Raw genomic sequence first — 20,499 nt, forward strand, 5'->3', positions numbered from 1 at the left:
CCGTGTCGACCCGCCCCTGGAAACCTACCTGATGCTGGATTCATTACTCGTTCCTACCGCAATCGTTGCCTTGGCCGAAATCGGCGACAAGACGCAGCTGCTCGCGCTCATCCTTGCCGCACGCTTTCGCAAACCCTGGCCGATCATCGCCGGCATCGTCGCCGCGACCCTGGCCAACCATGCGGCCGCCGGTGCCGTGGGCGCCTGGTTCGGCAGTTTCTTCTCGGATGCGGTATTGCACTGGATCCTCGCGGCGAGCTTCTGTGCCACGGCGCTATGGACCTTGGTGCCGGACAAACTCGACGATGACGAAGCCAGTACCACGCGCAAGTTCGGACCTTTCCTGACTACGCTGATTGCGTTCTTCCTGGCAGAAATCGGTGACAAAACGCAGATCGCTACGGTGATGCTGGCGGCGCAGTACCCTGAGCTGTGGCTGGTGATTATCGGCACCACCTTGGGCATGCTGATTGCCAACGTGCCGGTGGTATTGGCAGGGAATTTCGCGGCGGAAAAACTGCCGTTGACCCTGATTCGTCGACTGGCGGCAACGGCTTTCTTCGTTCTGGCGGTGGTGGCGGTGTACAAAGCCATGCAAAGCAGTGGCTGGATCTAGACCTGTAAACCCAATCCAATGTGGGCGCCGGCTTGCCTGCGATAGCATCAACTCGGCATTTCTGAAGGACTGAGTCGCCTGCATCGCAGGCGAGCCAGCTCCCACATGGGTCCGCGTTAACTCAGGACTTTTTGGCCTGCTGGTAAAGCGGCATCACCTTCGGAATCGCCGCCTGCAACGAGGCGATTCGGCTGTCGGAAGCCGGGTGCGTGCTCATGAACTCGGGTGGCGCGCCTTCCGAAGCCTTGGCCATCTTGTTCCACAATGTGATGGCCGCGTTCGGGTTATAACCGGCCCGGGCCGAGAGCTCTAAACCGATTAGGTCCGCTTCGTTTTCATTGGCGCGACTGTTGGGCAAGGTCATACCGTAGTTGGCCACGGTATCGGCCAACGCCAGGCTGTCCTGACCCAAACCGAACAATGCGCCCGCGCCCTGTTTCGCCATCTGGATGCCGTAGGCCTTGGACATGGCCTCACGCCCGTGTTCGCGCAAGGCGTGGGCGATTTCATGCCCCATCACCGCAGCCAGTTCGTCATCGGTGAGTTTGAGGTTGTCGATCAACGCGCTGTATACAAAGATCTTGCCGCCAGGCCCGCAGTTGGCGTTCATCTCATCGCTTTTGATCAGATTCACTTCCCACTTCCACTGCGCCGCATCCGGGCGGAAGGTCGGCGCCTGGGCGATCAGACGATTGGCAATCGCCTGCACGCGCTTGGCGTTGGCGCTGGTCTTGTCGAGCATACCTTTGCCGCTCGCCTCACCCAGTGTCTGCTGGTAGGACTGGGCATACATCTGGTCGACTTCCTGGCTCGACAGCATGCTGAACATGTACTGCTTGCGCTCCACCCCAACGGCGCCGCCGCTGGTGGTGTTTACCGACTGGCAACCAGCCAGCAACATCGCCGCAAATACCCCACTTACCGCCAATGACTTCTTCATGAACACGCTCCCTGAATACATGGCGCGTATCCTAGGCGGTCGCGTGTATCTGCGCCAGAGAGACAAGACGTGTAATCGCTAACTTTCAGATACATCCCACACACCCACAACGGCGACGAACAGCCCATTTGCGACATCCGGCACTCTTTCACAGGCCCAGCCTTAAGCCTCTCGAGCCCCCGGCCGATACAAGAAGGCAGCCCATCTGCCCCTGCGCCCGGAGCCTTCATGAAATTCAAGTCGATTCAGTTTTCTGTCGCAGCACTGACCGGGGCCATCGTGTTGAGTGTGGTTGCCGTGTTGGTGCTCTACGCCGTGTTTGCCGGGGCGCGCACCCAGGAACTGGTGCAGGAACGCACCCAGGCGCAGTTCGAGCAGGCCATCGAGCAGCGCCTCACGGCATTGGCGCAAACCCAGGCCACGCTGATCCAGCGCGAGTTGGAAGCGCCCCTGGCGACGGCCAAAGGCCTGGCCACCGCCAACGCCCTGCTCGGCATGAAAGACGCCAAGGGCGAACCGGCGCTGCAGGTCGGCCGCGAACAACTGATCAGCCTGCTGCACGAGACCGTGGTGCGCAACCCGAAAATCCTCGGCGCCTATATCGGCTGGGAGCCCAATGCGATCGACCACAACGACGCCGCCTACGTAAACACGCCGATTGTCGGCATGGCCGCCGACGGACGCTTCCTGCCGTGGTGGTACCGCAACGCTGATGGCAGCCTGGGCCTGGATAAACTCGCCGACGTCAACGACCAGAACATCCTCGCCACCGGCGTGCGCGCCAGCGAGTACTACCTGTGCTCCAAGGAGAGCAAGAAGCCCTGCGCCATCGACCCGGCACCGTATAAGGTCGGCAATGCGATGGTGATGCTGGCCTCGTTTATCGAACCGATCATGATTGACGGCGCCTTCCAGGGCATCGTCGGCGCAGACCTGTCGGTCAACTTCATCCAGGACATGCTCACCCGCGCCGACCAGAACCTCTATAACGGTGCCGGCGAACTGGCGCTGATTTCCAACAACGGTCGCCTGGTGGCCTACACCAAGGACGCCAGCAAACTCGGCGAAAAGGCCACCGACCTTCTCGACAGTAACGAGCTGGCCAACCTCGGTCAGTTGAAAGTCGGCGAAGTGCGCTACGACATCGACAAGGAACACGGGCATATCGTGCTGTTCCTGCCCTTCAATATCGGCCAGGCCGAAGCGCGCTGGACCTTGATGCTGCAACTGCCGCTGAGCGCGGTGATGGCCGACTCGCAAAAACTGCAAAGTGACCTGCAAGCCCAGCGTAAGACCGACACCTTCGGCATGGCCATGGTTGGCCTGCTGATCGCGGGCATCGGCTTACTGGTGATCTGGCTGGTGGGCCACGGCATCGCCCGCCCGCTGAAGCAAATGGTGGCGATGCTCAACGACATCGCCCAGGGCGAAGGCGACCTGACCCGCCGCCTGAGCAGTGACCGCGCCGACGAACTGGGCGCAATCGCCACCGGCTTCAATACCTTCTTGATCAAGCTGCAGGGGATGATTACCCAGGTGGTGAGTTCGGTGCAGAAGGTCAGCGATTCGTCGGAGCACACCGCCGATATCGCGATACGCACCAACCAAGGCGTGCACAAACAAATGGTCGAGATCGACCAAGTGGCCACCGCCGTACACGAGATGACCGCCACCGCTCAGGACGTGGCGCGTAACGCCACCCAGGCCGCGCAAGCCGCCAGCCACGCTGACCAGGCGGCGAGCCAAGGCATGCGCATCGTGCGCGAGACCTCAACATCTATCGGCGCGTTGGCGCAAGAAATCGGTAAGGCGGTGGGCGTTGTGCAAGCCCTGGCCAAGGACAGCGAGAACATCAATGCGATCCTCACGGCAATTCGCGGGATCGCCGAGCAGACCAACCTGCTGGCGCTCAACGCCGCCATCGAGGCGGCAAGGGCTGGCGAGCAAGGCCGTGGATTTGCGGTGGTGGCAGATGAAGTGCGTAACCTGGCGCAGAAAACCCAGAAGGCCACCGAAGAAATCCAGACCATGATCCAACATCTGCAACAAGGCACGCGCGACGTGGTGAAGGTCATGGAAGACAGCCAGAACCGCACCGATGAAAGCGTACAACATGCGGCCAAGGCGGCGCAGGCGCTGGAAACGATTACTCAGGCAGTGTCGGTAATCAACGACATGAACACCCAGATTGCCAGCGCAGCCGAGGAGCAGAGCGCGGTGGCTGAGGATATCAATCGCAATGTGATCAATATTGGCCAGGTGGCCAATGAAGTGGCGGGCGGCGCGGATGAATCGAGTGCGGCCAGTGCGGACTTGACCAAGCTGGCGGAGCAGCAGCGGCGGTTGATCAATCAGTTCAAGGTTTAGGGATCTGCGGTGGTTTTGAGGCCGCCCTCAACCTGGGGTCAGGCACTCTGGCCCATTCAGCTTCGGATCATTGACCATATTGGCCAACACCCGCTCGCGCAACGCGGTCGGCTCACCGGCCAACAAACCCTGCAACACCGACAACGGCGTCTGCGGATTCAGCCACGCCTCTTGCCCCGCCGCATCCAGAATCAACGGCCGTCGCTGGCTCTGCGCCGCCTGGGTCACCACCGCCGTACTCAGCCACACTTGCTCCTGCACCGGATACGCTTCCCAGATCGCCGCAAAAAACAGCGTGGAGCCCTCGCCCGGGGTCAGCCAGTAGGGGCGCTTGCGCTGGGTGCCACGCCACTCGTAAAAACCGTTGGCCGGCAGCAGGCAGCGGCGCTGGCGGAAGGCCTCGCGGAACATCGGTTGCTCGGCCAGGGTTTCGGCGCGGGCGTGGGCCGGGGTGCGCGAAAGGTCGGTCAGCCAGGGCGGGGTAAGCCCCCAGCGGGCGCGCGCGAGGGTGCGCTGGCCTTCGCTCAAGCGCTGGATCAGCACCGAATCATTCGGGGAGATGTTCCACTGGGCCTGCTGGTCGGCCGGGAAGCCCGGCAAGGCGGCAAAGGCGGGGTTCCAGCGAAACAGGGCATAACGTCCACACATGGGGCAACACGACTCTTGGGTAAACCGACCGACAGCCTAACAGACCAATACGTCAGGGAAGCTGTCGGGTTCATCGCCGGGCAGCGGTTGCGCGCCGATGTAGGCGGTGATCAGCTCGCGAGCGTAGGCGGCCTGGTCGTTGTCTACTTCCAGGCCCAGCAGGCCGAAAATCGGCAATTCGCCGGTACCACCGAGCAAATGGCGCCCCACCAGGTGCGCCTCGATGCCTTCGCTGGCGAGCATCTGTTGCAGCAGCTCGCCTTCCATCAGGTTCTCCGGTTCATAGATTCGCTGCATGGACGTACCTGTCACTCGTTCTCGCTGCGTACCGAGAGCATCCATTCGTCATCGTGTACCTGCAGATCAAAGATAATCGGCCGGCAACACACCGGGCAGTCTTCAATGTATGACTGATCGCCGCCGGAAAGGTCGAGTACAGCCTCGGCCGGCTCACCACAATAAGGACAATCGTACGACTCGGTTTCCAGCATCGCGGTCTCCCAGGTGACTTGTGCGTATAATCGCCGGTCTATTTACAGGGCTATTCACGGCAGAGCCAATATTGCGGCCGCACCCTGATATTTCCTTTACTTACCCTAGCCGTTTCTAACAAGAGAGCATGATGGGCGAATTCGATACCATCCGACCTTACAACGACAGCGAAGTCCCGGCAGTGCTGGCACGTCTGTTCAGTGACAAGGCCTTTCTGGACATCCTGACCCACTTCCGCTTCCCGCGCTTTGCCGGCGCCCTGGGCTGGTTGCTCAAGCCGATGATCGCCCGCAAGCTGCGCCGCGAGTTCGCCGGCGTCACCACCGTGGCCACGCTGCAGGACAAAGTCGAGTATTACGTCGACCATACCATTGATCGCGCGACCGACGGCGTTACTTATACCGGCGTCGAACAGCTCAAATCCGGCACTGCCTACCTGTTTCTGGCCAACCACCGCGACATTGTGATGGACCCCGCCTTCGTCAACTACGCGGTGTACCACGCCGGGCTGCCGACACCGCGCATCGCGATTGGCGACAACCTGCTGCAAAAGCCGTTTGTCAGCGACCTGATGCGCCTGAACAAGAGCTTCATCGTGCACCGCTCGATCACCGGGCGAAAGGAAAAGATGGCTGCGTATAACCTGCTGTCGGCCTACATCAACCACTCGATCCGCAACGACTGCCAGTCGATCTGGATCGCCCAGGCCGAAGGCCGCGCCAAGGATGGCGATGATCGCACCGAGTCGGCGATCCTCAAGATGTTCCATGTCAGCCGTAAGGACGAGCCGTTTGCCGAGGTGATCCAGTCGTTGAACCTGACGCCGGTGTCGATCAGCTACGAATACGACCCGTGCGACACCGCCAAGGCTCGCGAGTTGTACATCCGCGCCACCACCGGCACCTACAGCAAGGCGCCAGGTGAAGATGATGTGAGCATTGCTTTGGGCATCACCGGCTACAAGGGACGTGTGCATGTGAACTTTGCACCGCCGATTACCGAGCGCTTTGAAGACACTAAACTGCTGGCGACGGAAATGGATCGGCAGATTCTCGGCGGCTATCGCTTGTTCCCAGTGCATTACCTGGCATACGCGCAGTGGAGCGACGCTGATCCGCAATTGCAGGTGCCGACGGCGGCCGAGGTGTTCCCAGCTGAGGAGTTGGCCAAGGCGAAGGCGGAATGGGAGCGGCGCTTGAATGAGTGCCCGACTGAGCACCGGCCGTTTCTGGTGGTGCAGTATGCGACGCCAGTGCGTAATCAATATCGGGTTAAAGCGGGCATCCCGCTGTAAACACCGGAACTAAATGTGGGAGCCGGGCAAGCCCGCTCCCACATTTAGTTTTGCAGTGTTTTTACAAGCGGGTGCTGAGCCAAGAAGCGACCAGCGCCAGCCCGAGGCAGGCAAACCCGACACGGTAAGCCAGGCGATGCGCCCGTTCGGTGCGCACATCCAGAAACAACATAGGTTGGTCGATCGCGCGCTCTTCGCTTTGCGTGGTCAGGTCAGCCAGTGCGCGTTGCTCGCGCAGGCGGGTAATGAACAGCAGCGCTGCACCCAGGCAGGCTACCACTAAAGCCACAGCATTGATCAGCAGTGCAGGCAGCGCCATCGCAAACCTCAGTCGGACAGTGTTCTGGTACCCATTCAGATACAAACCTGAACGATATTGGCCTCCTGCCGCGAAACGCTCCGTCCCCCATGTACGATCAATGTATCCAGTAATTTACAGCGTCACCTGAACGTCACCTTAACAGGCCACTCTGTTGCCCTTCGAACGTTCGGGAGCTTCTCATGTTGCATGCGCAGAACCAGGATCGGCTGTATCTGATCGCCCAGACCGATGAGCAAGAGGCGCTGGTCGGCGGCTTGGCGTTTAACGTGCAGGATCGCCACTGGCTGGTGTATTGCGCGCTGGGCGGGCACCAGCATGCCGACCTGCCGGAGCTGGATTCGCTGACTGGTGTGAGTGTGCTGGACTTTTATGTCGAAACGGCTGCATGAACGTTACAGGCATAAAAAAACCGGGCTCATCCACTGAGCCCGGTTGTTTTTTAAGGCGCCGGTTGGCGGTTACTGCGAGCTGAGCAGTTGGCCGATGCTTGGGTCTTTGAACAGACGCGTCAGGGCGTCGCTCAGGACATCGCTGACCAACTTGGTGTTGGTTTCCTGGTTCGGCGACATGCCAAAGCGCTGATTCAGCGAAGCACCATAGCGGCCGCTGTAGCGACGCGTACCGGCACTGACGTCGGACTTGAACGTCGCGCCGATGGAGGCTTCAGTCACATACAGGCCATCTTTAGGCGACTGGTATTTCAGCTCCGCCAATGTGATGGTCAATTGAGGAGCGCCCGGCGAGTTGGCCGGGGTGAAACCCAGCAGGCGCACGGCAGCTTCAGCCTGGGCTTGCAGCTTGGGAAGCACGTCCTGACCGGTTACCGAAATAAGCGCAGTCTCAGGGTACAGGCCACCACGCGAGCCCAGAGTCGGCGAGGGGCGACCGTCCACCACGCGCACCGACACCGGCTGACCATGGCCAACAGGGGCCAGTTGCGCGGTGACTTTAGGTTGCGGGCTGAGTTGTTGCGGGCTGTTGGCGCAGCCAACCAGGGTCAAACTGGTCACAGTGATCAAACCGAACAACAGGCGTTGCAACATACTCATTTCTCCAGGACTAGATGCAAACAGGCCGCCAGTATAACGGTGCATACGCGCCACTCACCAGCCATCCTGAACGGCAGCTGAAAGCATGCTGAAATTACAATTTCACATAAATCCGTCATTCCAGTGTCATGGCACACTGGCAACCTTCAAGCATGTAACGTAATAGGTACAAAGCCATGCGCCTTCTCAAGTCATTGTTCATGCCACGCGCCCGTCATCGGCACTATGCCCTGCTGGACGCCCATGGTCATTGCCAAGCTTTCAAGCAGTGCAGCTTGCCGCCCGTCGGTGAAGGCTGGGTGGAGGTCGCCGAGACCCACTTGGGCTGGATGCACCGCCCGCTGCCAGCGAGCGCCCGGGTTAGCCCAAAAGTGACGCACGCGCAAACCCGGCATGCGTTGGCCTCCTGACCGAGACACGAATTAAAGTCATAAAACACGCCCATTTCCCTGGCGTTCTTCGCTACAATCTCCCCCCGATTATAAGGACGTCTCCTGATCGGGCCTCGCAGCATCGTTAATGCCTCGGTATTAACTCCAAAATCGCCCACAGAGAGCCGCCCACACAGATCGAGTGAAGCTGGCGCGCTTGCTGTTTTCTCTGCAAACCATCGTCTTTACCCGAATCTGCCAGAGCTGCCATTGCGCTCGGCCACTTGAGTTGTTTACCCGTTTTTTGCCGCGTGTCGGCAGAGGTTTGCGGGCCAGGTGCCAGGCTGGGGCAGCCCTTTTTTGAGGTTCACGTCTTCAAAAGAGCGTGAAAAAAACGGGTTTTCACAACTTCACAAGAGTGTGGCGAGCAAATGAATAGTTTGGCGTTTGTACAAGCACCATCAGCGTCTGGAACAGCCCAACCACACAGGACCAAGTACTCCTCAAACACCGGAGATTGAGCCTGTCCGCTACGGATTGGTTGCACAAATCGCACGCTTTGACCATAAGTCGAATTGCCACAGGCGCGTATGAATGCGTTCATAGGCAGATTAGCCCGGCAGGAAGCGTGCGCTGAAGTTGCAAAGAATTGCGAAACGGACATGGCGATCCTGGCCATGGGTAACCTGGGGCAACACGTGAACCGCCCCGTCACTCCTGGCAGCCATGCCGTCAATTTGGTGCTGCAGATTTTGGAGACGCGTTAAATGGCGCATAACGAAGCAGTCGACGTAGTACTGGTAGGGGCCGGCATCATGAGTGCCACCCTGGCCGTACTGCTCAAAGAGCTCGACCCTGGCCTCAAGCTGGAAGTCGTTGAGCTGATGGATTCGGGTGCCGCGGAAAGTTCCAACCCGTGGAACAACGCCGGTACCGGTCACGCCGGGCTGTGTGAGCTGAACTACACACCGCAGGCCGCTGACGGCTCTATCGACATCAAAAAAGCCGTGCACATCAACACCCAGTTCGAGGTGTCGAAGCAGTTCTGGGCGTACCTGACCAAAAAGGGCACCTTTGGCTCGTCCAAATCGTTTATCAGCCCGGTGCCGCACCTGAGCTTCGTGCAGGGCGACAAAGGCGTGTCCTTCCTCAAGAAGCGCTTTGAAACCCTCAGCCAGCATCACGCGTTTTCGGACATGCACTACACCGAAGACCGCAGCGAGATGGCCGAGTGGATGCCGCTGATGATGCCGGGCCGCCCGCTCGACGAAAAAATCGCTGCCACCCGCGTGATGAATGGCACCGACGTCAATTTCGGCGCCCTGACCAATCAACTGTTGTCGCACTTGACCAGCGCACCGGATGCCCAGGTCAAGTACTGCAAGCGCGTCACCGGCCTCAAGCGCAACGGCGCGGGCTGGACCGTCAGCATCAAGGACGTCAACAGCGGCAACAGCCGTGAAGTCGACGCCAAGTTCGTGTTCCTCGGCGCCGGTGGCGCAGCCCTGCCGCTGCTGCAAGCGTCGGGTATTGAAGAAAGCAAAGGCTTCGGCGGCTTCCCGGTCAGCGGCCAGTGGCTGCGTTGCGACAACCCGGAAGTGGTCAAGCACCACCAGGCCAAGGTCTACAGCCAGGCTGCGGTGGGTTCACCACCGATGTCCGTGCCGCACTTGGACACGCGCGTAGTGGAAGGCAAGAAATCCCTGCTGTTTGGACCATACGCCGGTTTCACCACCAAGTTCCTCAAGCACGGCTCGTTCCTGGACCTGCCAATGTCGATTCGTGCCGGCAACATCGGCCCGATGCTGGCCGTGGCCCGCGACAACATGGACCTGACCAAGTACTTGGTCAGCGAAGTGCGCCAGTCGATGGAGCAGCGCCTGGAATCCCTGCGCCGCTTTTACCCTGAGGCGAAAGCCGAAGACTGGCGCCTGGAAGTGGCCGGCCAACGGGTGCAGATCATCAAGAAAGACCCGAAAAAAGGCGGCGTACTGCAATTCGGCACCGAGCTGGTCGCAGCGAAAGACGGCTCGCTGGCAGCCCTGCTGGGCGCGTCCCCAGGTGCTTCGGTGACCGTGTCGATCATGCTGGAGTTGATCGAGCGTTGCTTCCCGGAGAAAACGGCCGGTGAGTGGGCGGCCAAGTTGCACGAGATCTTCCCCGCGCGAGAAAAAGTGCTGGAAACGGATGCCGAGCTGTATCGCAAGATCAATACGCAGAACAACATCAGCCTGGAACTGGTTGAGCACAGCAACGAAGCCGAAAGCTACGCTTGAGGACGTGACGCAGAGCGTCACAGGATGCAGATCAAAAAACGCCCCTATGGGCGTTTTTTTATGCCTCGGATAATCAGCTGCGAGCGTTGTCGATCAGCTCGATGTACTCGCCAGCGTTGCGCTGATCCTTGATCAACTCAACGAATGTCTGGCCATGCTCGTCCTTGCCGTCCAGATCCAGGCCTGCTTCCTTGAAAAAGCCCAGGAAACGCTCGAAGTCGTCGATACGCAGGCCGCGGTAGGCCTTGATCAGCTTGTGCAGGGACGGTGAAGTCGCATCAACCGGCTCGAAGTCCAGGAACAACTTGATCTGGTCGTCGCCGATCTCGTCACCAATCACCTGTTTCTTATCTTTACGCATTACCGACTCCAGCCTGCAGACATTACACGGGAGAAGCAGTTTACCTGCGGGGCACGCGCTTCGGAAGCAACGAAGAGCCCGCACATTGGCTTACCCGCGGTCTCACTATTTAGCGCGAACAGCGCCAGTGTGCAGATCCGCCCAGATATGCCCGTTGGCATAACTGAGGAACTGCACATACACCGTGTCGTTGCGCAGCAGGTCGACAATCACACGGTACTGGGCCACTGGGTAAGACAACGTCAGGGTTTTACTGTTCTCATCGAACACCGGCTTTTTCAGGCTTTTGCTTTCGGCATCAAAATTGAGCACCACCTGAGCGATGGTCGCGCCTTTGTTCAAGGGTTTGCCCTTGAGGCGAATCATCAGCGGCGACGTCACCGGGATCGGCTGCTGAGTGGATTGCCGTTGATTGCCCACCACCACCGCGTATTCGGTGATTTGCAGCAGTTGCTGCTGGTCAGGGGTTTCGGCGCGCAGAGTCAGGTCGTCAGGCGGCAGGAATTGGCTGTGCATCGGCACCGGGGCCGCCGCCAAGGGCAAACTGAGGGTCAACGCCAGGACGGCGCAGGTGCGTATCAACAGGCTCATGGGCCGCTCCGTGGAAGGTGGCCGAGCACTGTAGCTCAATCGAACTGGGCGAGCATCCAGCGTTGATACTCGGCGACGCCGGCATCGCCTTCGCGCGGCGCCCAGGCAGGTGATTCTCCCTCGCCCAACGCTCGATACGGCCCGGCCTTGCACTCGAACATCACGCTGTCAGGCTCCAGCACGACCAGGCCATGAAACACACCCGGTGGCAGGTCAACGCCCGAGCATTCACCGCCCGCCTGCATCACGCGTTTGGCAATGACCTCGCCGGTGTCGCTGAACACCAACACGCCCACGCTGCCCTTGAGCACCAACAGGGTTTCTGCCTTGTCGGCGCTCAGGTGGCGATGCGGCGGCACATACGTGTCGGGTTGCATTCCCACGGCCAGGCGGTGGCAGGGCTCTTCCATTTGATGGAAGTTGTGATGGTGCCGAGCCCGGGGGCTGACGGCCGCTTTCTCGGCCAATTCGGTGAACAGCGACTGATCAAGAAAGCGGGCCACGGGTTACATCCCTTTAACGGCGAAGATGCCATTGGCGTTACGCCAGTAGCCTTTGTAGTCCATGCCGTAACCGAAGATGTAACGGTCGATGCACGGCAGGCCGACATAATCGGCTTTCAGGTCCGGGCGCGCCTTGCGGTCGTGGTCTTTGTCGATCAGCACGGCGGTGTGCACAGTGCGCGCACCAGCGTGTTTGCAGAAGTCGATGATCGCGCCCAGGGTGTGACCTTCATCGAGGATGTCGTCGATGATCAGCACGTCGCGGTCGATGAACGAGACTTCCGGCTTGGCTTTCCAGAACAGGTCGCCGCCGGTGGTTTCGTTGCGATAACGGGTGGCGTGCAGGTAGGAGGCTTCCAACGGGAATTGCAGGTGAGTGAGCAATTTTCCGGCGAAGATCAGGCCACCGTTCATCACGCAGAAGACCACCGGGTTGGTGTCGGCCATTTCGCGAGTGATGTGAGCGCCGACCTTGGCGATTGCCTCTTCGACTTGCGCTTCGGTGTACAGGCAGTCAGCCTCGCGCATGATTTGACGGATATGCTCGAGATCAGCAGACATGGCGCTCTCCAAGGGGGGTGCTGTGGCAAGAAAAGCGGGCAAAGGTACGCATGTGAGGCGCAACGTTCAAGCCTTAATGGACTAACGTACTAGATGTCTATAGGACAACACCCTCGGATAGATTAATCTAGGCCGGTTTTTTTGCCCGCCGCCGGAGCTTTTCCCATGCCCACTCGCGAGATCCGCCACCCGCTGATCAGACACAAACTCGGCCTTATGCGCCGTGCCGACATTAGCACGAAGAACTTCCGTGAGCTTGCTCAGGAAGTCGGAGCGCTGCTCACTTACGAAGCTACCAAAGATTTGCCCCTGGAAACCTACGAGATCCCCGGTTGGGCCGGTCCCGTGCAGGTGGAGAAAATCGCCGGTAAGAAAATCACTGTAGTGCCGATCCTGCGCGCCGGTATCGGCATGCTCGAAGGCGTGCTCAGCCTGATTCCGGGCGCTAAAGTCAGCGCCGTCGGCGTGGCCCGCAACGAAGAAACATTGCAGGCGCACACCTACCTGGAAAAACTCGTCCCGGAAATCAACGAGCGCCTGGCGATGATCATCGACCCGATGCTCGCCACCGGCAGCTCCATGGTTGCCACCATCGACTTGCTGAAAAAGGCGGGTTGCAAGGACATCCGCGCCATGGTGCTGGTGGCTGCACCCGAAGGCATTGCCGCCGTCGAGAAGGCCCACCCGGACGTGCAGATCTACACTGCGTCGATCGACGAGCGCTTGAATGAACACGGCTACATCATCCCAGGCCTGGGCGACGCCGGTGACAAGATCTTCGGCACCAAGCAGAAGGACGCGTGAACATGCAGGATGAATTCAACGACCCGCTTTGGCGCCAGATCCTGTCTGGCGCACAGATGCTCTTCGTAGCATTTGGCGCGCTGGTGTTGATGCCGCTGATCACAGGCCTTGATCCAAACGTCGCCCTGTTTACCGCGGGCCTAGGCACGTTGCTGTTCCAGGTGGTGACAGGGCGGCAGGTGCCGGTATTCCTGGCATCGAGCTTTGCGTTTATCACTCCGATCATTCTCGCCAAAGGCCAGTTTGGCCTCGCGGCGACGATGGGCGGGGTGATGGCGGCCGGTTTCGTCTATACCTTCCTCGGCCTGGCCGTGAAGGTCAAGGGCACCGGTTTTATCGACCGCCTGCTGCCGCCGGTGGTGATCGGCCCGGTGATCATCTCCATTGGTCTGGCCATGGCGCCAATTGCCGCCAATATGGCGATGGGTAAGTCAGGCGATGGCGCCGAGCTGATCCATTACCAGACAGCCATGCTGATCTCGATGCCGGCGTTGCTGACCACCTTGATCGTGGCGGTGTTCGGCAAGGGCATTTTCCGCCTGGTGCCGATCATCTCCGGCGTATTGGTCGGCTTTGCCATGTCGTTCTACTTTGGCGTGGTCGATACGGCGAAGATCGCCGCTGCGCCGTGGTTCGCCCTACCCCACTTCACCGCGCCGGAATTCAACTGGCAGGCGATTTTGTTCATCGTCCCGGTGGCCTTGGCCCCGGCGATTGAACATATCGGCGGTGTGATTGCGGTGGGCAGCGTGACCGGTCGCGACTACCTGAAGAAGCCCGGCCTGCATCGCACCCTGCTCGGTGACGGGATTGCCACCACGGCTGCTGGCCTGTTTGGCGGCCCACCGAACACCACCTATGCCGAAGTGACCGGCGCGGTGATGCTAACCAAGAACTACAACCCGAAAATCATGACCTGGGCGGCGGTGTTTGCCATCAGCCTAGCGTTTATCGGCAAGTTCGGCGCATTGCTGCAAAGCATTCCGATACCGGTGATGGGCGGGATTCTGTGTCTGCTGTTTGGCTCAATTGCAGCCGTGGGTATGAACACACTGATCCGCCATAAGATCGACCTGGGCGAAGCCCGCAATCTGGTGATTGTGTCGGTGACCCTGGTGTTCGGGATTGGCGGCGTGCTGGTCGGCACCGGCACTGGCCCGGATGATTTCGGCCTCAAGGGCATCGCCTTGTGCGCAGTAGTCGCGATTGGTTTGAACCTGCTGCTGCCGGGCAATGATGGCTGGAAGAACAAGAAGCAGGATGAGCCACTGCTCTAACTCACACCGCAAAACCAAATGTGGGAGAGGGCTTGCTCCCGATAGCAGTGGATCAGACACAGATACTGTGACTGTCACACCGCAATCGGGAGCAAGCCCCCTCCCACATTTTTTTGATCTTCAGTAGGGCTTAAAGCTCGCCCAACCCGTCAATCAGTGCCTGGTTCTGCTCCGGCGTACCGATGCTGATCCGCAGGAACTGGGCAATCCGCTCCTGTTTGAAGTGCCGCACAATCACCCCTTGCTCACGCAACTTGGCGGCCAAGCCAGCGGCGTCGTGCCGTGGGTGACGGGAAAAGATGAAGTTGGCCGCAGAAGGCAACACTTCAAACCCCTTGGCCTGCAACTGCGCGACCAGCTTTTCACGGCTGTCGATCACCAACTGGCACGTCTTCTCGAAGTACTCACGGTCCTCAAATGCCGCCGCCGCGCCGACAATCGCCAGGCGATCCAGCGGGTAGGAGTTGAAGCTGTTCTTGACCCGCTCCAGCGCCTCGATGAGGTCTGGGTGCCCCACCGCAAGGCCCACACGCAAACCGGCCAGTGAGCGCGATTTGGAGAGGGTCTGGGTCACCAGCAGGTTAGGGTAACGGTCCACCAGGCTGATCGCCGTTTGGCCGCCGAAGTCGATGTAGGCTTCATCGACCACCACCACCGAATCCGGGCTGGCCTTGAGAATTTGCTCCACGGCGTCCAGCGCCATCACGCAACCGGTCGGCGCGTTCGGGTTCGGGAAGATGATCCCGCCGTTGGGCTTGGCGTAGTCCGACACGCGGATCTGGAACTGCTCATCCAACGGCACGGCGTCGAACGCAATGCGGTAAAGGCCGCAGTACACCGGGTAGAAGCTGTAGCTGATGTCCGGGAACAGCAGCGGCAGGTCGTGCTGGAACAAACCGTGGAAGATGTGCGCCAGGACTTCGTCGGACCCGTTGCCGAGGAACACCTTGCCCGCGTCGATCCCGTAGTACTTCGCCACCGCCTGCTTGAGCAAGTCGCTGTTGGGGTCCGGGTACAAACGCAGGTTGTCGTTCAACTCGGCCTGCATGGCGGCCAGCGCCTTGGGCGATGGGCCGTAGGGGTTTTCATTGGTGTTGAGTTTCACCAGCTTGGTCAACTTCGGCTGCTCACCGGGCACGTAAGGAACGAGATCCTTGACGAGCGGGCTCCAGAATTTGCTCATGTGTCAGTTCCCCTGCTTATCGTCAACGATGCGGTATTCGGCGCTGCGAGCGTGCGCGCTCAACGATTCACCACGGGCCAGCACCGAGGCGGTTTTACCCAACTCAGACGCGCCCTGCGGCGAGCAAAATATGATCGACGAACGCTTCTGGAAGTCATACACCCCCAGCGGCGACGAGAAACGCGCGGTGCCGGAGGTCGGCAACACGTGGTTGGGGCCGGCGCAGTAGTCACCCAGGGCTTCGCTGGTGTGGCGGCCCATGAAGATCGCACCGGCATGGCGAATCGACGGCAGCCAGGCTTGTGGGTCGGCGACGGACAATTCCAAGTGCTCCGGCGCGATGCGGTTAGCCACTTCGATGGCCTGCTCCATGTCGCGCACCAGAATCAACGCACCACGACCATTGATCGACTTCTCGATGATCTCGGCGCGGTCCATGGTCGGCAGCAGCTTGTTGATGCTGGCGGCGACCTTGTCGAGGAACTCGGTATCCGGGCTGACCAGGATCGCCTGGGCGTCTTCGTCATGTTCGGCCTGGGAGAACAAGTCCATGGCGATCCAGTCCGGGTCGGTCTGGCCGTCACACACCACAAGGATTTCCGAGGGCCCTGCAATCATGTCGATACCGACCTGGCCAAACACGTGGCGCTTGGCGGTGGCCACGTAGATGTTGCCAGGGCCGACGACCTTGTCGACTTTCGGCACACTTTCAGTGCCGTAGGCCAGGGCGGCAACGGCTTGAGCACCGCCAATGGTGAACACGCGGTCCACACCGGCGATGCAAGCGGCAGCAAGCACCAACTCGTTGATTTCACCGCGCGGCGTCGGCACGACCATGACCACTTCGGTCACGCCCGCCACTTTGGCCGGGATCGCGTTCATCAACACCGATGACGGGTACGAGGCTTTACCGCCCGGCACGTACAGCCCAGCACGGTCCAGCGGCGTGACCTTCTGGCCGAGCACGGTGCCGTCGGCTTCGGTGTAGCTCCAGGAGTCCTGTTTCTGTTTTTCATGGTAGCTGCGCACCCGTGCTGCCGCGACTTCAAGGGCTTCACGTTGCGGGGCAGTGATGCGCGTCAGGGCCAGCTCCAGGCGTTCACGCGGCAAGATCAGGTCCGACATCGACGCCACATCCAGGCCGTCGAATTGGCGGGTGAAGTCCACCAGCGCCGCATCACCGCGCTCGCGCACGGCTTTGATGATGTCGAGCACTCGACCGTTGACCGAGTCGTCAGACACGCTTTCCCAGCTCAGCAGATGATCCAGATGATGGGCGAAATCCGGGTCGGCAGCGTTGAGTCGGGCAATTGCAGTGGACGTGGTCATAGCGAGGGCCTCATAGGATTGGCAAAAATGCTCAGGCGCCGAACGTTAGCAGTCGATCCGCTTGGGCACCTGAGAATTCTGGCTATGAGGCGGATAGACGGGCGCGACCTAGGGCCGCGCAGGTGAGTCAACCGCGGTGTCGAGACTCCACTGCCTTGCGCAGGGTGTCGATCAACGCCTGGATTCGGGCGTGTTGCATCTTCATTGAAGCTTTGTTGACGACCAGGCGGGAGCTGATGTCGGCGATGAAATCCTGAGGCTCGAGACCATTGGCACGCAGGGTGTTGCCGGTGTCGACCACGTCGATGATCTTGTCGGCCAGGCCGATCAGCGGGGCTAACTCCATCGAGCCGTAGAGCTTGATGATGTCGACCTGACGGCCTTGCTCGGCGTAGTAACGCTTGGCGACGTTGACAAACTTGGTTGCTACGCGCAGGCGCCCTTTGGGCTCGACGTCGCCGACACGGCCAGCGGTCATCAGCTTGCACAGGGCGATACGCAGGTCCAGCGGCTCGTACAGGCCCTGGCCGCCGTATTCCATCAGCACGTCTTTACCTGCGACGCCGAGGTCGGCCGCGCCATGTTCAACGTAAGTCGGCACGTCGGTAGCCCGAACGATCAACAGGCGAACGTCGTCCTGGGTCGTAGGGATGATCAGCTTGCGGCTCTTGTCCGGATTCTCGGTCGGCACGATGCCCGCTTCAGCCAGAAGCGGCAAAGTGTCGTCAAGGATGCGGCCCTTGGACAGTGCGATGGTCAACATGGGAAACGTCAGTCCTTCATCAGGCTATTGCTGTCCGGTCGCAAACGGCGCCAGACACAGATCGAGGCCATTACAGCCTCGACTTGAAACAAATTCAGCTAACAGCGCAGTGTGGCGAGGGAGCTTGCTCCCTCGCCACACTTGCAGCGGGAACTAGCCCGGTACGCGACGGATCTTGGCGCCGAGCATCTGCAGTTTCTCTTCGATGCACTCATAACCACGGTCGATGTGGTAGATGCGGTCGATCAAAGTGTCGCCGTCGGCGCACAGTGCAGAGATTACCAGGCTTGCCGAGGCACGCAGGTCGGTGGCCATCACTGGCGCGCCCTTGAGCTTGTCGATACCGGTAACGATGGCAGTGTTGCCTTCGACCTGGATCTTGGCACCCATGCGGTGCAGTTCATAGACGTGCATGAAGCGGTTTTCGAAGATGGTCTCGATCACAGCACCGGTGCCTTCGGCAATTGCGTTCAAGGAAATGAACTGCGCTTGCATGTCGGTCGGGAACGCCGGGTACGGAGCGGTACGCACGTTCACCGCTTTTGGCCGCTTGCCGTGCATATTGAGCTCGATCCAGTCGGCACCCGTAGTGATTTCAGCACCGGACTCCTTGAGTTTTTCCAGAACGGCTTCAAGGATGGTCGGATCGGTATCCTTGACCTTGACGCGGCCACCGGTAACGGCAGCAGCCACCAGGTACGTGCCGGTCTCGATACGGTCCGGCATCACTTTGTAAGTGGCCGAGTGCAGACGCTTAACACCTTCGATGGTGATGGTGTCGGTGCCGGCGCCGGTGATATTGGCACCCATGGCGATCAGGAAGTTGGCGAGGTCGACCACTTCCGGCTCGCGCGCAGCGTTTTGCAGGACGCTGCGACCGTTGGCCAGGGCTGCGGCCATCATGATGTTCTCAGTGCCGGTCACGCTGACGGTATCAAAGAAGAAGTTCGCACCGCGCAGACCGCCTTCCGGCGCCTTGGCCTTAATATAGCCGCCTTCAACGTCGATGACCGCGCCCATGGCTTCAAGACCACGGATGTGCAGGTCCACTGGACGCGAACCGATAGCGCAACCACCGGGCAGCGCCACTTCGGCTTCGCCGAAACGAGCAACCATCGGGCCCAGAACCAGGATCGAGGCACGCATGGTTTTCACCAATTCGTACGGTGCAATCAGGGTTTTGATGGTGCGCGGGTCAATTTCGACAGACAGCTTCTCATCGATCACCGGCTCAATGCCCATGCGACCGAACAGCTCGATCATGGTGGTGATGTCGTGCAGGTGCGGCAGGTTGGCCACGGTGACAGGGCCATCGCACAGCAGGGTTGCTGCCAGGATCGGCAAGGCGGAGTTTTTCGCACCGGAAATGCGAATCTCGCCATCAAGGCGGGCACCGCCGGTAATAATCAATTTATCCATAAGAATCTCGACGCCTTGGGGGCTCAGGTGCGCTCGGCCCAGGCCGCGCGGCTGAAAAATTTCATAGTGACCGCATGGATGCTGCCATCGGTGATCCACGGGTTCAAATGGGCATAGATCTGCTGTTGACGCTTGACCGGGCTCAATGCCGCCAGTTCATCGCTAATCACGTTCAGCTGGAAATTGCAGCCTTCGCCTTCAACTTCTACGTTCGTTTCGGGCAGCTTTCCTTCAAGGAAGCTTTTAACTTCTAGGGCCTGCATGCTCAACCTCTATCGGCGCCCAGTGCGCACGGGTCGCACATCATACAAAAAAGCCCCGCGCCTGCGAACCCCGCATAGCAGGACTCTGACGGGGGGCTTCTCTAATAATGTGTATTAAGGATGCGCCAACAGCTCGGTCAAACCGTAAACGCCAGCAATTTCGCGCATGTCATCGGGCAATGCACGAATGCTGAGCGGCTTCTTCACCGCTTCGGCATCACGCATGAAGCACAACAACAGCGACAGGCCGACGCTGCTGGACTTGGTCACCGCCGAACAATCCAGCACCAGCGCAGGCGCGTTGCTGCTGTTGATCAGCGCTTGGCCTTGCTTGCGCAGGCCAGGACCGGAGCGGTAATCCAGCACACCGCTGAGGAACAACTCACCGGCATCGTCAAGACGAACAGCCGACTCGGTCATTGCGCAGGCTTCCCGGCAGCTTGTTTGTCGGTTTCTTCCTTGGCTTTGGCGACTTCACCGGCCCAACCATTGATGGTCTTGTCCAGGTTATTGCCATTGCGCTGCATGGCGTCCGAGAACTGATCGCGGAACAGCTTGCCGATGTTGATGCCATTGATGATCACGTTGCGCAGCTTCCACTCGCCGTTGATCTTCTCCAGCGTGTACTGCACAGGGTAGATGGCGCCATTAGTACCTTTGACGGTCATGCCAACGCTGGTGCGGTCGCCCGACTCATCCTTGGCAGGGTCGACGGTAATGCCCTGGTTGTTGTACTCCAGCAGGGCATTGCCATAGAACTGGAACAGGCCCTTCTTGAAGTTTTCCTGGAAGGTCTGCATCTGCGCAGGCGTGGCCTTACGCGAATACTTGACCGTCATGATGCTGCGGGAAATCCCTTCGGCATCGACCACCGGACCAACGATGGTATTCAGCGCATCGTAAAACTTGGTCGGGTCTTGCTTGTACTGCTCTTTGTTGGCGGTCAGGTCAGCCAACATTTTGTTGGTCGTGTCCTGCACCAAATCGTGCGCAGAACCTGCCGCGTTGGCCATCATCGGCAGTGCTGCAAGCAGCACCAGCAGGCCACGTCGCAAGGTAGAGATCATGAA

The 20,499-nt window shown here is 59.8% G+C and carries 25 protein-coding genes and 1 pseudogene; 9 read left to right on the top strand and 17 right to left on the bottom strand.

Going from position 1 to position 20,499, the window contains the following annotated elements; all coding sequences use genetic code 11:
- Nucleotides 1–31: 31 nt before the first annotated feature.
- Entirely contained in the window at nucleotides 32–616 is a 585-nt protein-coding gene (locus tag FW764_RS14785; RefSeq protein ID WP_016974259.1) for a TMEM165/GDT1 family protein, read from the top strand.
- Nucleotides 617–737: 121 nt separating this feature from the next.
- Here FW764_RS14785 and FW764_RS14790 read toward each other — a convergent pair whose 3' ends face one another.
- Entirely contained in the window at nucleotides 738–1,556 is an 819-nt protein-coding gene (locus FW764_RS14790; RefSeq protein WP_446434555.1) for a M48 family metalloprotease, read from the bottom strand.
- Between the two features lie 1,314 nt (nucleotides 1,557–2,870).
- On the opposite strand from FW764_RS14790, the pseudogene FW764_RS14795 reads away from it, so the two are divergent.
- Both FW764_RS14795 and FW764_RS14800 read left to right on the top strand, forming a co-directional pair.
- Nucleotides 2,871–3,065 (top strand): annotated as a pseudogene (locus tag FW764_RS14795) (HAMP domain-containing protein); the annotation flags it as partial.
- A 114-nt stretch (nucleotides 3,066–3,179) separates the two neighbouring features.
- Nucleotides 3,180–3,923, top strand: a complete 744-nt coding sequence (locus tag FW764_RS14800; protein ID WP_446434743.1) for a methyl-accepting chemotaxis protein — start codon at nucleotides 3,180–3,182, stop codon at nucleotides 3,921–3,923.
- Between the two features lie 27 nt (nucleotides 3,924–3,950).
- Here the strand turns inward: FW764_RS14800 and FW764_RS14805 are convergent, their stop codons facing one another.
- From FW764_RS14805 to FW764_RS14815, 3 genes are read right to left on the bottom strand one after another with little or no spacing between them, the layout of a single operon-like run.
- Entirely contained in the window at nucleotides 3,951–4,571 is a 621-nt protein-coding gene (locus FW764_RS14805; protein ID WP_446434556.1) for an SOS response-associated peptidase, read from the bottom strand.
- Nucleotides 4,572–4,607: 36 nt separating this feature from the next.
- Nucleotides 4,608–4,868: a putative signal transducing protein gene (locus FW764_RS14810; protein ID WP_064450739.1), complete on the bottom strand. Its 261-nt coding sequence runs from the start codon at nucleotides 4,866–4,868 to the stop codon at nucleotides 4,608–4,610.
- Between the two features lie 11 nt (nucleotides 4,869–4,879).
- Complete coding sequence (locus FW764_RS14815) at nucleotides 4,880–5,062, bottom strand: CPXCG motif-containing cysteine-rich protein (protein WP_083360104.1); 183 nt, start codon at nucleotides 5,060–5,062, stop codon at nucleotides 4,880–4,882.
- Between the two features lie 131 nt (nucleotides 5,063–5,193).
- Here FW764_RS14815 and FW764_RS14820 point away from each other — a divergent pair, with 131 nt between their 5' ends.
- Nucleotides 5,194–6,357: a 1-acyl-sn-glycerol-3-phosphate acyltransferase gene (locus FW764_RS14820; RefSeq protein ID WP_446434557.1), complete on the top strand. Its 1,164-nt coding sequence runs from the start codon at nucleotides 5,194–5,196 to the stop codon at nucleotides 6,355–6,357.
- A 61-nt stretch (nucleotides 6,358–6,418) separates the two neighbouring features.
- On the opposite strand, the gene FW764_RS14825 is transcribed toward FW764_RS14820, so the two are convergent.
- On the bottom strand, nucleotides 6,419–6,676 hold the full coding sequence (locus FW764_RS14825) for a hypothetical protein (RefSeq protein WP_446434558.1): 258 nt from the start codon (nucleotides 6,674–6,676) through the stop codon (nucleotides 6,419–6,421).
- 182 nt (nucleotides 6,677–6,858) lie between these two features.
- On the opposite strand from FW764_RS14825, the gene FW764_RS14830 reads away from it, so the two are divergent.
- A complete protein-coding gene (locus FW764_RS14830; RefSeq protein WP_446434559.1) occupies nucleotides 6,859–7,068 on the top strand; it encodes a hypothetical protein in 210 nt (69 codons plus the stop codon).
- Between the two features lie 69 nt (nucleotides 7,069–7,137).
- Here FW764_RS14830 and FW764_RS14835 read toward each other — a convergent pair whose 3' ends face one another.
- Complete coding sequence (locus FW764_RS14835) at nucleotides 7,138–7,722, bottom strand: YajG family lipoprotein (RefSeq protein ID WP_094953024.1); 585 nt, start codon at nucleotides 7,720–7,722, stop codon at nucleotides 7,138–7,140.
- Nucleotides 7,723–7,904: 182 nt separating this feature from the next.
- Here FW764_RS14835 and FW764_RS14840 point away from each other — a divergent pair, with 182 nt between their 5' ends.
- A complete protein-coding gene (locus FW764_RS14840; RefSeq protein ID WP_446434560.1) occupies nucleotides 7,905–8,138 on the top strand; it encodes a hypothetical protein in 234 nt (77 codons plus the stop codon).
- 728 nt (nucleotides 8,139–8,866) lie between these two features.
- Entirely contained in the window at nucleotides 8,867–10,375 is a 1,509-nt protein-coding gene (gene mqo / locus FW764_RS14845; RefSeq protein ID WP_446434561.1) for a malate dehydrogenase (quinone), read from the top strand.
- A gap of 73 nt (nucleotides 10,376–10,448) precedes the next feature.
- On the opposite strand, the gene FW764_RS14850 is transcribed toward mqo, so the two are convergent.
- From FW764_RS14850 to FW764_RS14865, 4 genes are all read right to left on the bottom strand, one after another.
- Entirely contained in the window at nucleotides 10,449–10,736 is a 288-nt protein-coding gene (locus FW764_RS14850; protein ID WP_446434562.1) for a PA4642 family protein, read from the bottom strand.
- Between the two features lie 105 nt (nucleotides 10,737–10,841).
- Nucleotides 10,842–11,327 carry a hypothetical protein gene (locus FW764_RS14855; protein WP_446434563.1) on the bottom strand — a complete coding sequence of 162 codons (486 nt, stop codon included), beginning with the start codon at nucleotides 11,325–11,327 and terminating at the stop codon, nucleotides 10,842–10,844.
- A 35-nt stretch (nucleotides 11,328–11,362) separates the two neighbouring features.
- Nucleotides 11,363–11,830 carry a WbuC family cupin fold metalloprotein gene (locus tag FW764_RS14860; protein WP_446434564.1) on the bottom strand — a complete coding sequence of 156 codons (468 nt, stop codon included), beginning with the start codon at nucleotides 11,828–11,830 and terminating at the stop codon, nucleotides 11,363–11,365.
- 3 nt (nucleotides 11,831–11,833) lie between these two features.
- Nucleotides 11,834–12,391 carry a hypoxanthine-guanine phosphoribosyltransferase gene (locus tag FW764_RS14865; RefSeq protein WP_446434565.1) on the bottom strand — a complete coding sequence of 186 codons (558 nt, stop codon included), beginning with the start codon at nucleotides 12,389–12,391 and terminating at the stop codon, nucleotides 11,834–11,836.
- Nucleotides 12,392–12,556: 165 nt separating this feature from the next.
- On the opposite strand from FW764_RS14865, the gene upp reads away from it, so the two are divergent.
- Both upp and FW764_RS14875 read left to right on the top strand, forming a co-directional pair.
- Entirely contained in the window at nucleotides 12,557–13,195 is a 639-nt protein-coding gene (gene upp / locus FW764_RS14870; protein WP_017138223.1) for a uracil phosphoribosyltransferase, read from the top strand.
- A gap of 2 nt (nucleotides 13,196–13,197) precedes the next feature.
- Nucleotides 13,198–14,472, top strand: coding sequence for a uracil-xanthine permease family protein (locus tag FW764_RS14875; protein WP_446434566.1), 1,275 nt, complete (start codon nucleotides 13,198–13,200; stop codon nucleotides 14,470–14,472).
- Between the two features lie 130 nt (nucleotides 14,473–14,602).
- On the opposite strand, the gene hisC is transcribed toward FW764_RS14875, so the two are convergent.
- The 7 genes from hisC to FW764_RS14910 all read right to left on the bottom strand — a co-directional run bounded on the left by hisC (nucleotide 14,603) and on the right by FW764_RS14910 (nucleotide 20,496).
- A complete protein-coding gene (gene hisC / locus FW764_RS14880) occupies nucleotides 14,603–15,655 on the bottom strand; it encodes a histidinol-phosphate transaminase (RefSeq protein WP_446434567.1) in 1,053 nt (350 codons plus the stop codon).
- A 3-nt stretch (nucleotides 15,656–15,658) separates the two neighbouring features.
- Nucleotides 15,659–16,984 carry a histidinol dehydrogenase gene (gene hisD / locus FW764_RS14885; RefSeq protein ID WP_446434568.1) on the bottom strand — a complete coding sequence of 442 codons (1,326 nt, stop codon included), beginning with the start codon at nucleotides 16,982–16,984 and terminating at the stop codon, nucleotides 15,659–15,661.
- A gap of 127 nt (nucleotides 16,985–17,111) precedes the next feature.
- Nucleotides 17,112–17,747: an ATP phosphoribosyltransferase gene (hisG, locus tag FW764_RS14890; RefSeq protein ID WP_083360118.1), complete on the bottom strand. Its 636-nt coding sequence runs from the start codon at nucleotides 17,745–17,747 to the stop codon at nucleotides 17,112–17,114.
- A gap of 153 nt (nucleotides 17,748–17,900) precedes the next feature.
- Nucleotides 17,901–19,166, bottom strand: a complete 1,266-nt coding sequence (gene murA / locus FW764_RS14895) for a UDP-N-acetylglucosamine 1-carboxyvinyltransferase (RefSeq protein WP_446434569.1) — start codon at nucleotides 19,164–19,166, stop codon at nucleotides 17,901–17,903.
- Nucleotides 19,167–19,189: 23 nt separating this feature from the next.
- Nucleotides 19,190–19,429 (bottom strand): BolA family protein, encoded by a 240-nt coding sequence (locus tag FW764_RS14900; protein WP_008434291.1) that lies wholly within the window; start codon nucleotides 19,427–19,429, stop codon nucleotides 19,190–19,192.
- A gap of 114 nt (nucleotides 19,430–19,543) precedes the next feature.
- Nucleotides 19,544–19,849, bottom strand: coding sequence for an STAS domain-containing protein (locus FW764_RS14905; protein ID WP_446434570.1), 306 nt, complete (start codon nucleotides 19,847–19,849; stop codon nucleotides 19,544–19,546).
- Entirely contained in the window at nucleotides 19,846–20,496 is a 651-nt protein-coding gene (locus FW764_RS14910) for an MlaC/ttg2D family ABC transporter substrate-binding protein (RefSeq protein ID WP_083360121.1), read from the bottom strand. The genes FW764_RS14905 and FW764_RS14910 overlap by 4 nt, the downstream gene beginning before the upstream one ends.
- Nucleotides 20,497–20,499: the final 3 nt, after the last annotated feature.

Source organism: Pseudomonas sp. 1152_12 (genome assembly GCF_052850675.1).

Excerpts from the sequence above, each read along its gene's own strand:
- FW764_RS14785 (WP_016974259.1), top strand. The coding sequence starts at position 32 with ATGCTGGATTCATTACTCGTTCCTACCGCAATCGTTGCCTTGGCCGAA.
- FW764_RS14790 (WP_446434555.1), bottom strand. The coding sequence starts at position 1,556 with ATGAAGAAGTCATTGGCGGTAAGTGGGGTATTTGCGGCGATGTTGCTG.
- FW764_RS14800 (WP_446434743.1), top strand. The coding sequence starts at position 3,180 with ATGGTCGAGATCGACCAAGTGGCCACCGCCGTACACGAGATGACCGCC.
- FW764_RS14805 (WP_446434556.1), bottom strand. The coding sequence starts at position 4,571 with ATGTGTGGACGTTATGCCCTGTTTCGCTGGAACCCCGCCTTTGCCGCC.
- FW764_RS14810 (WP_064450739.1), bottom strand. The coding sequence starts at position 4,868 with ATGCAGCGAATCTATGAACCGGAGAACCTGATGGAAGGCGAGCTGCTG.
- FW764_RS14815 (WP_083360104.1), bottom strand. The coding sequence starts at position 5,062 with ATGCTGGAAACCGAGTCGTACGATTGTCCTTATTGTGGTGAGCCGGCC.
- FW764_RS14820 (WP_446434557.1), top strand. The coding sequence starts at position 5,194 with ATGGGCGAATTCGATACCATCCGACCTTACAACGACAGCGAAGTCCCG.
- FW764_RS14825 (WP_446434558.1), bottom strand. The coding sequence starts at position 6,676 with ATGGCGCTGCCTGCACTGCTGATCAATGCTGTGGCTTTAGTGGTAGCC.
- FW764_RS14830 (WP_446434559.1), top strand. The coding sequence starts at position 6,859 with ATGTTGCATGCGCAGAACCAGGATCGGCTGTATCTGATCGCCCAGACC.
- FW764_RS14835 (WP_094953024.1), bottom strand. The coding sequence starts at position 7,722 with ATGTTGCAACGCCTGTTGTTCGGTTTGATCACTGTGACCAGTTTGACC.
- FW764_RS14840 (WP_446434560.1), top strand. The coding sequence starts at position 7,905 with ATGCGCCTTCTCAAGTCATTGTTCATGCCACGCGCCCGTCATCGGCAC.
- mqo (WP_446434561.1), top strand. The coding sequence starts at position 8,867 with ATGGCGCATAACGAAGCAGTCGACGTAGTACTGGTAGGGGCCGGCATC.
- FW764_RS14850 (WP_446434562.1), bottom strand. The coding sequence starts at position 10,736 with ATGCGTAAAGATAAGAAACAGGTGATTGGTGACGAGATCGGCGACGAC.
- FW764_RS14855 (WP_446434563.1), bottom strand. The coding sequence starts at position 11,327 with ATGAGCCTGTTGATACGCACCTGCGCCGTCCTGGCGTTGACCCTCAGT.
- FW764_RS14865 (WP_446434565.1), bottom strand. The coding sequence starts at position 12,391 with ATGTCTGCTGATCTCGAGCATATCCGTCAAATCATGCGCGAGGCTGAC.
- upp (WP_017138223.1), top strand. The coding sequence starts at position 12,557 with ATGCCCACTCGCGAGATCCGCCACCCGCTGATCAGACACAAACTCGGC.
- FW764_RS14875 (WP_446434566.1), top strand. The coding sequence starts at position 13,198 with ATGCAGGATGAATTCAACGACCCGCTTTGGCGCCAGATCCTGTCTGGC.
- hisC (WP_446434567.1), bottom strand. The coding sequence starts at position 15,655 with ATGAGCAAATTCTGGAGCCCGCTCGTCAAGGATCTCGTTCCTTACGTG.
- hisD (WP_446434568.1), bottom strand. The coding sequence starts at position 16,984 with ATGACCACGTCCACTGCAATTGCCCGACTCAACGCTGCCGACCCGGAT.
- hisG (WP_083360118.1), bottom strand. The coding sequence starts at position 17,747 with ATGTTGACCATCGCACTGTCCAAGGGCCGCATCCTTGACGACACTTTG.
- murA (WP_446434569.1), bottom strand. The coding sequence starts at position 19,166 with ATGGATAAATTGATTATTACCGGCGGTGCCCGCCTTGATGGCGAGATT.
- FW764_RS14900 (WP_008434291.1), bottom strand. The coding sequence starts at position 19,429 with ATGCAGGCCCTAGAAGTTAAAAGCTTCCTTGAAGGAAAGCTGCCCGAA.
- FW764_RS14905 (WP_446434570.1), bottom strand. The coding sequence starts at position 19,849 with ATGACCGAGTCGGCTGTTCGTCTTGACGATGCCGGTGAGTTGTTCCTC.
- FW764_RS14910 (WP_083360121.1), bottom strand. The coding sequence starts at position 20,496 with ATGATCTCTACCTTGCGACGTGGCCTGCTGGTGCTGCTTGCAGCACTG.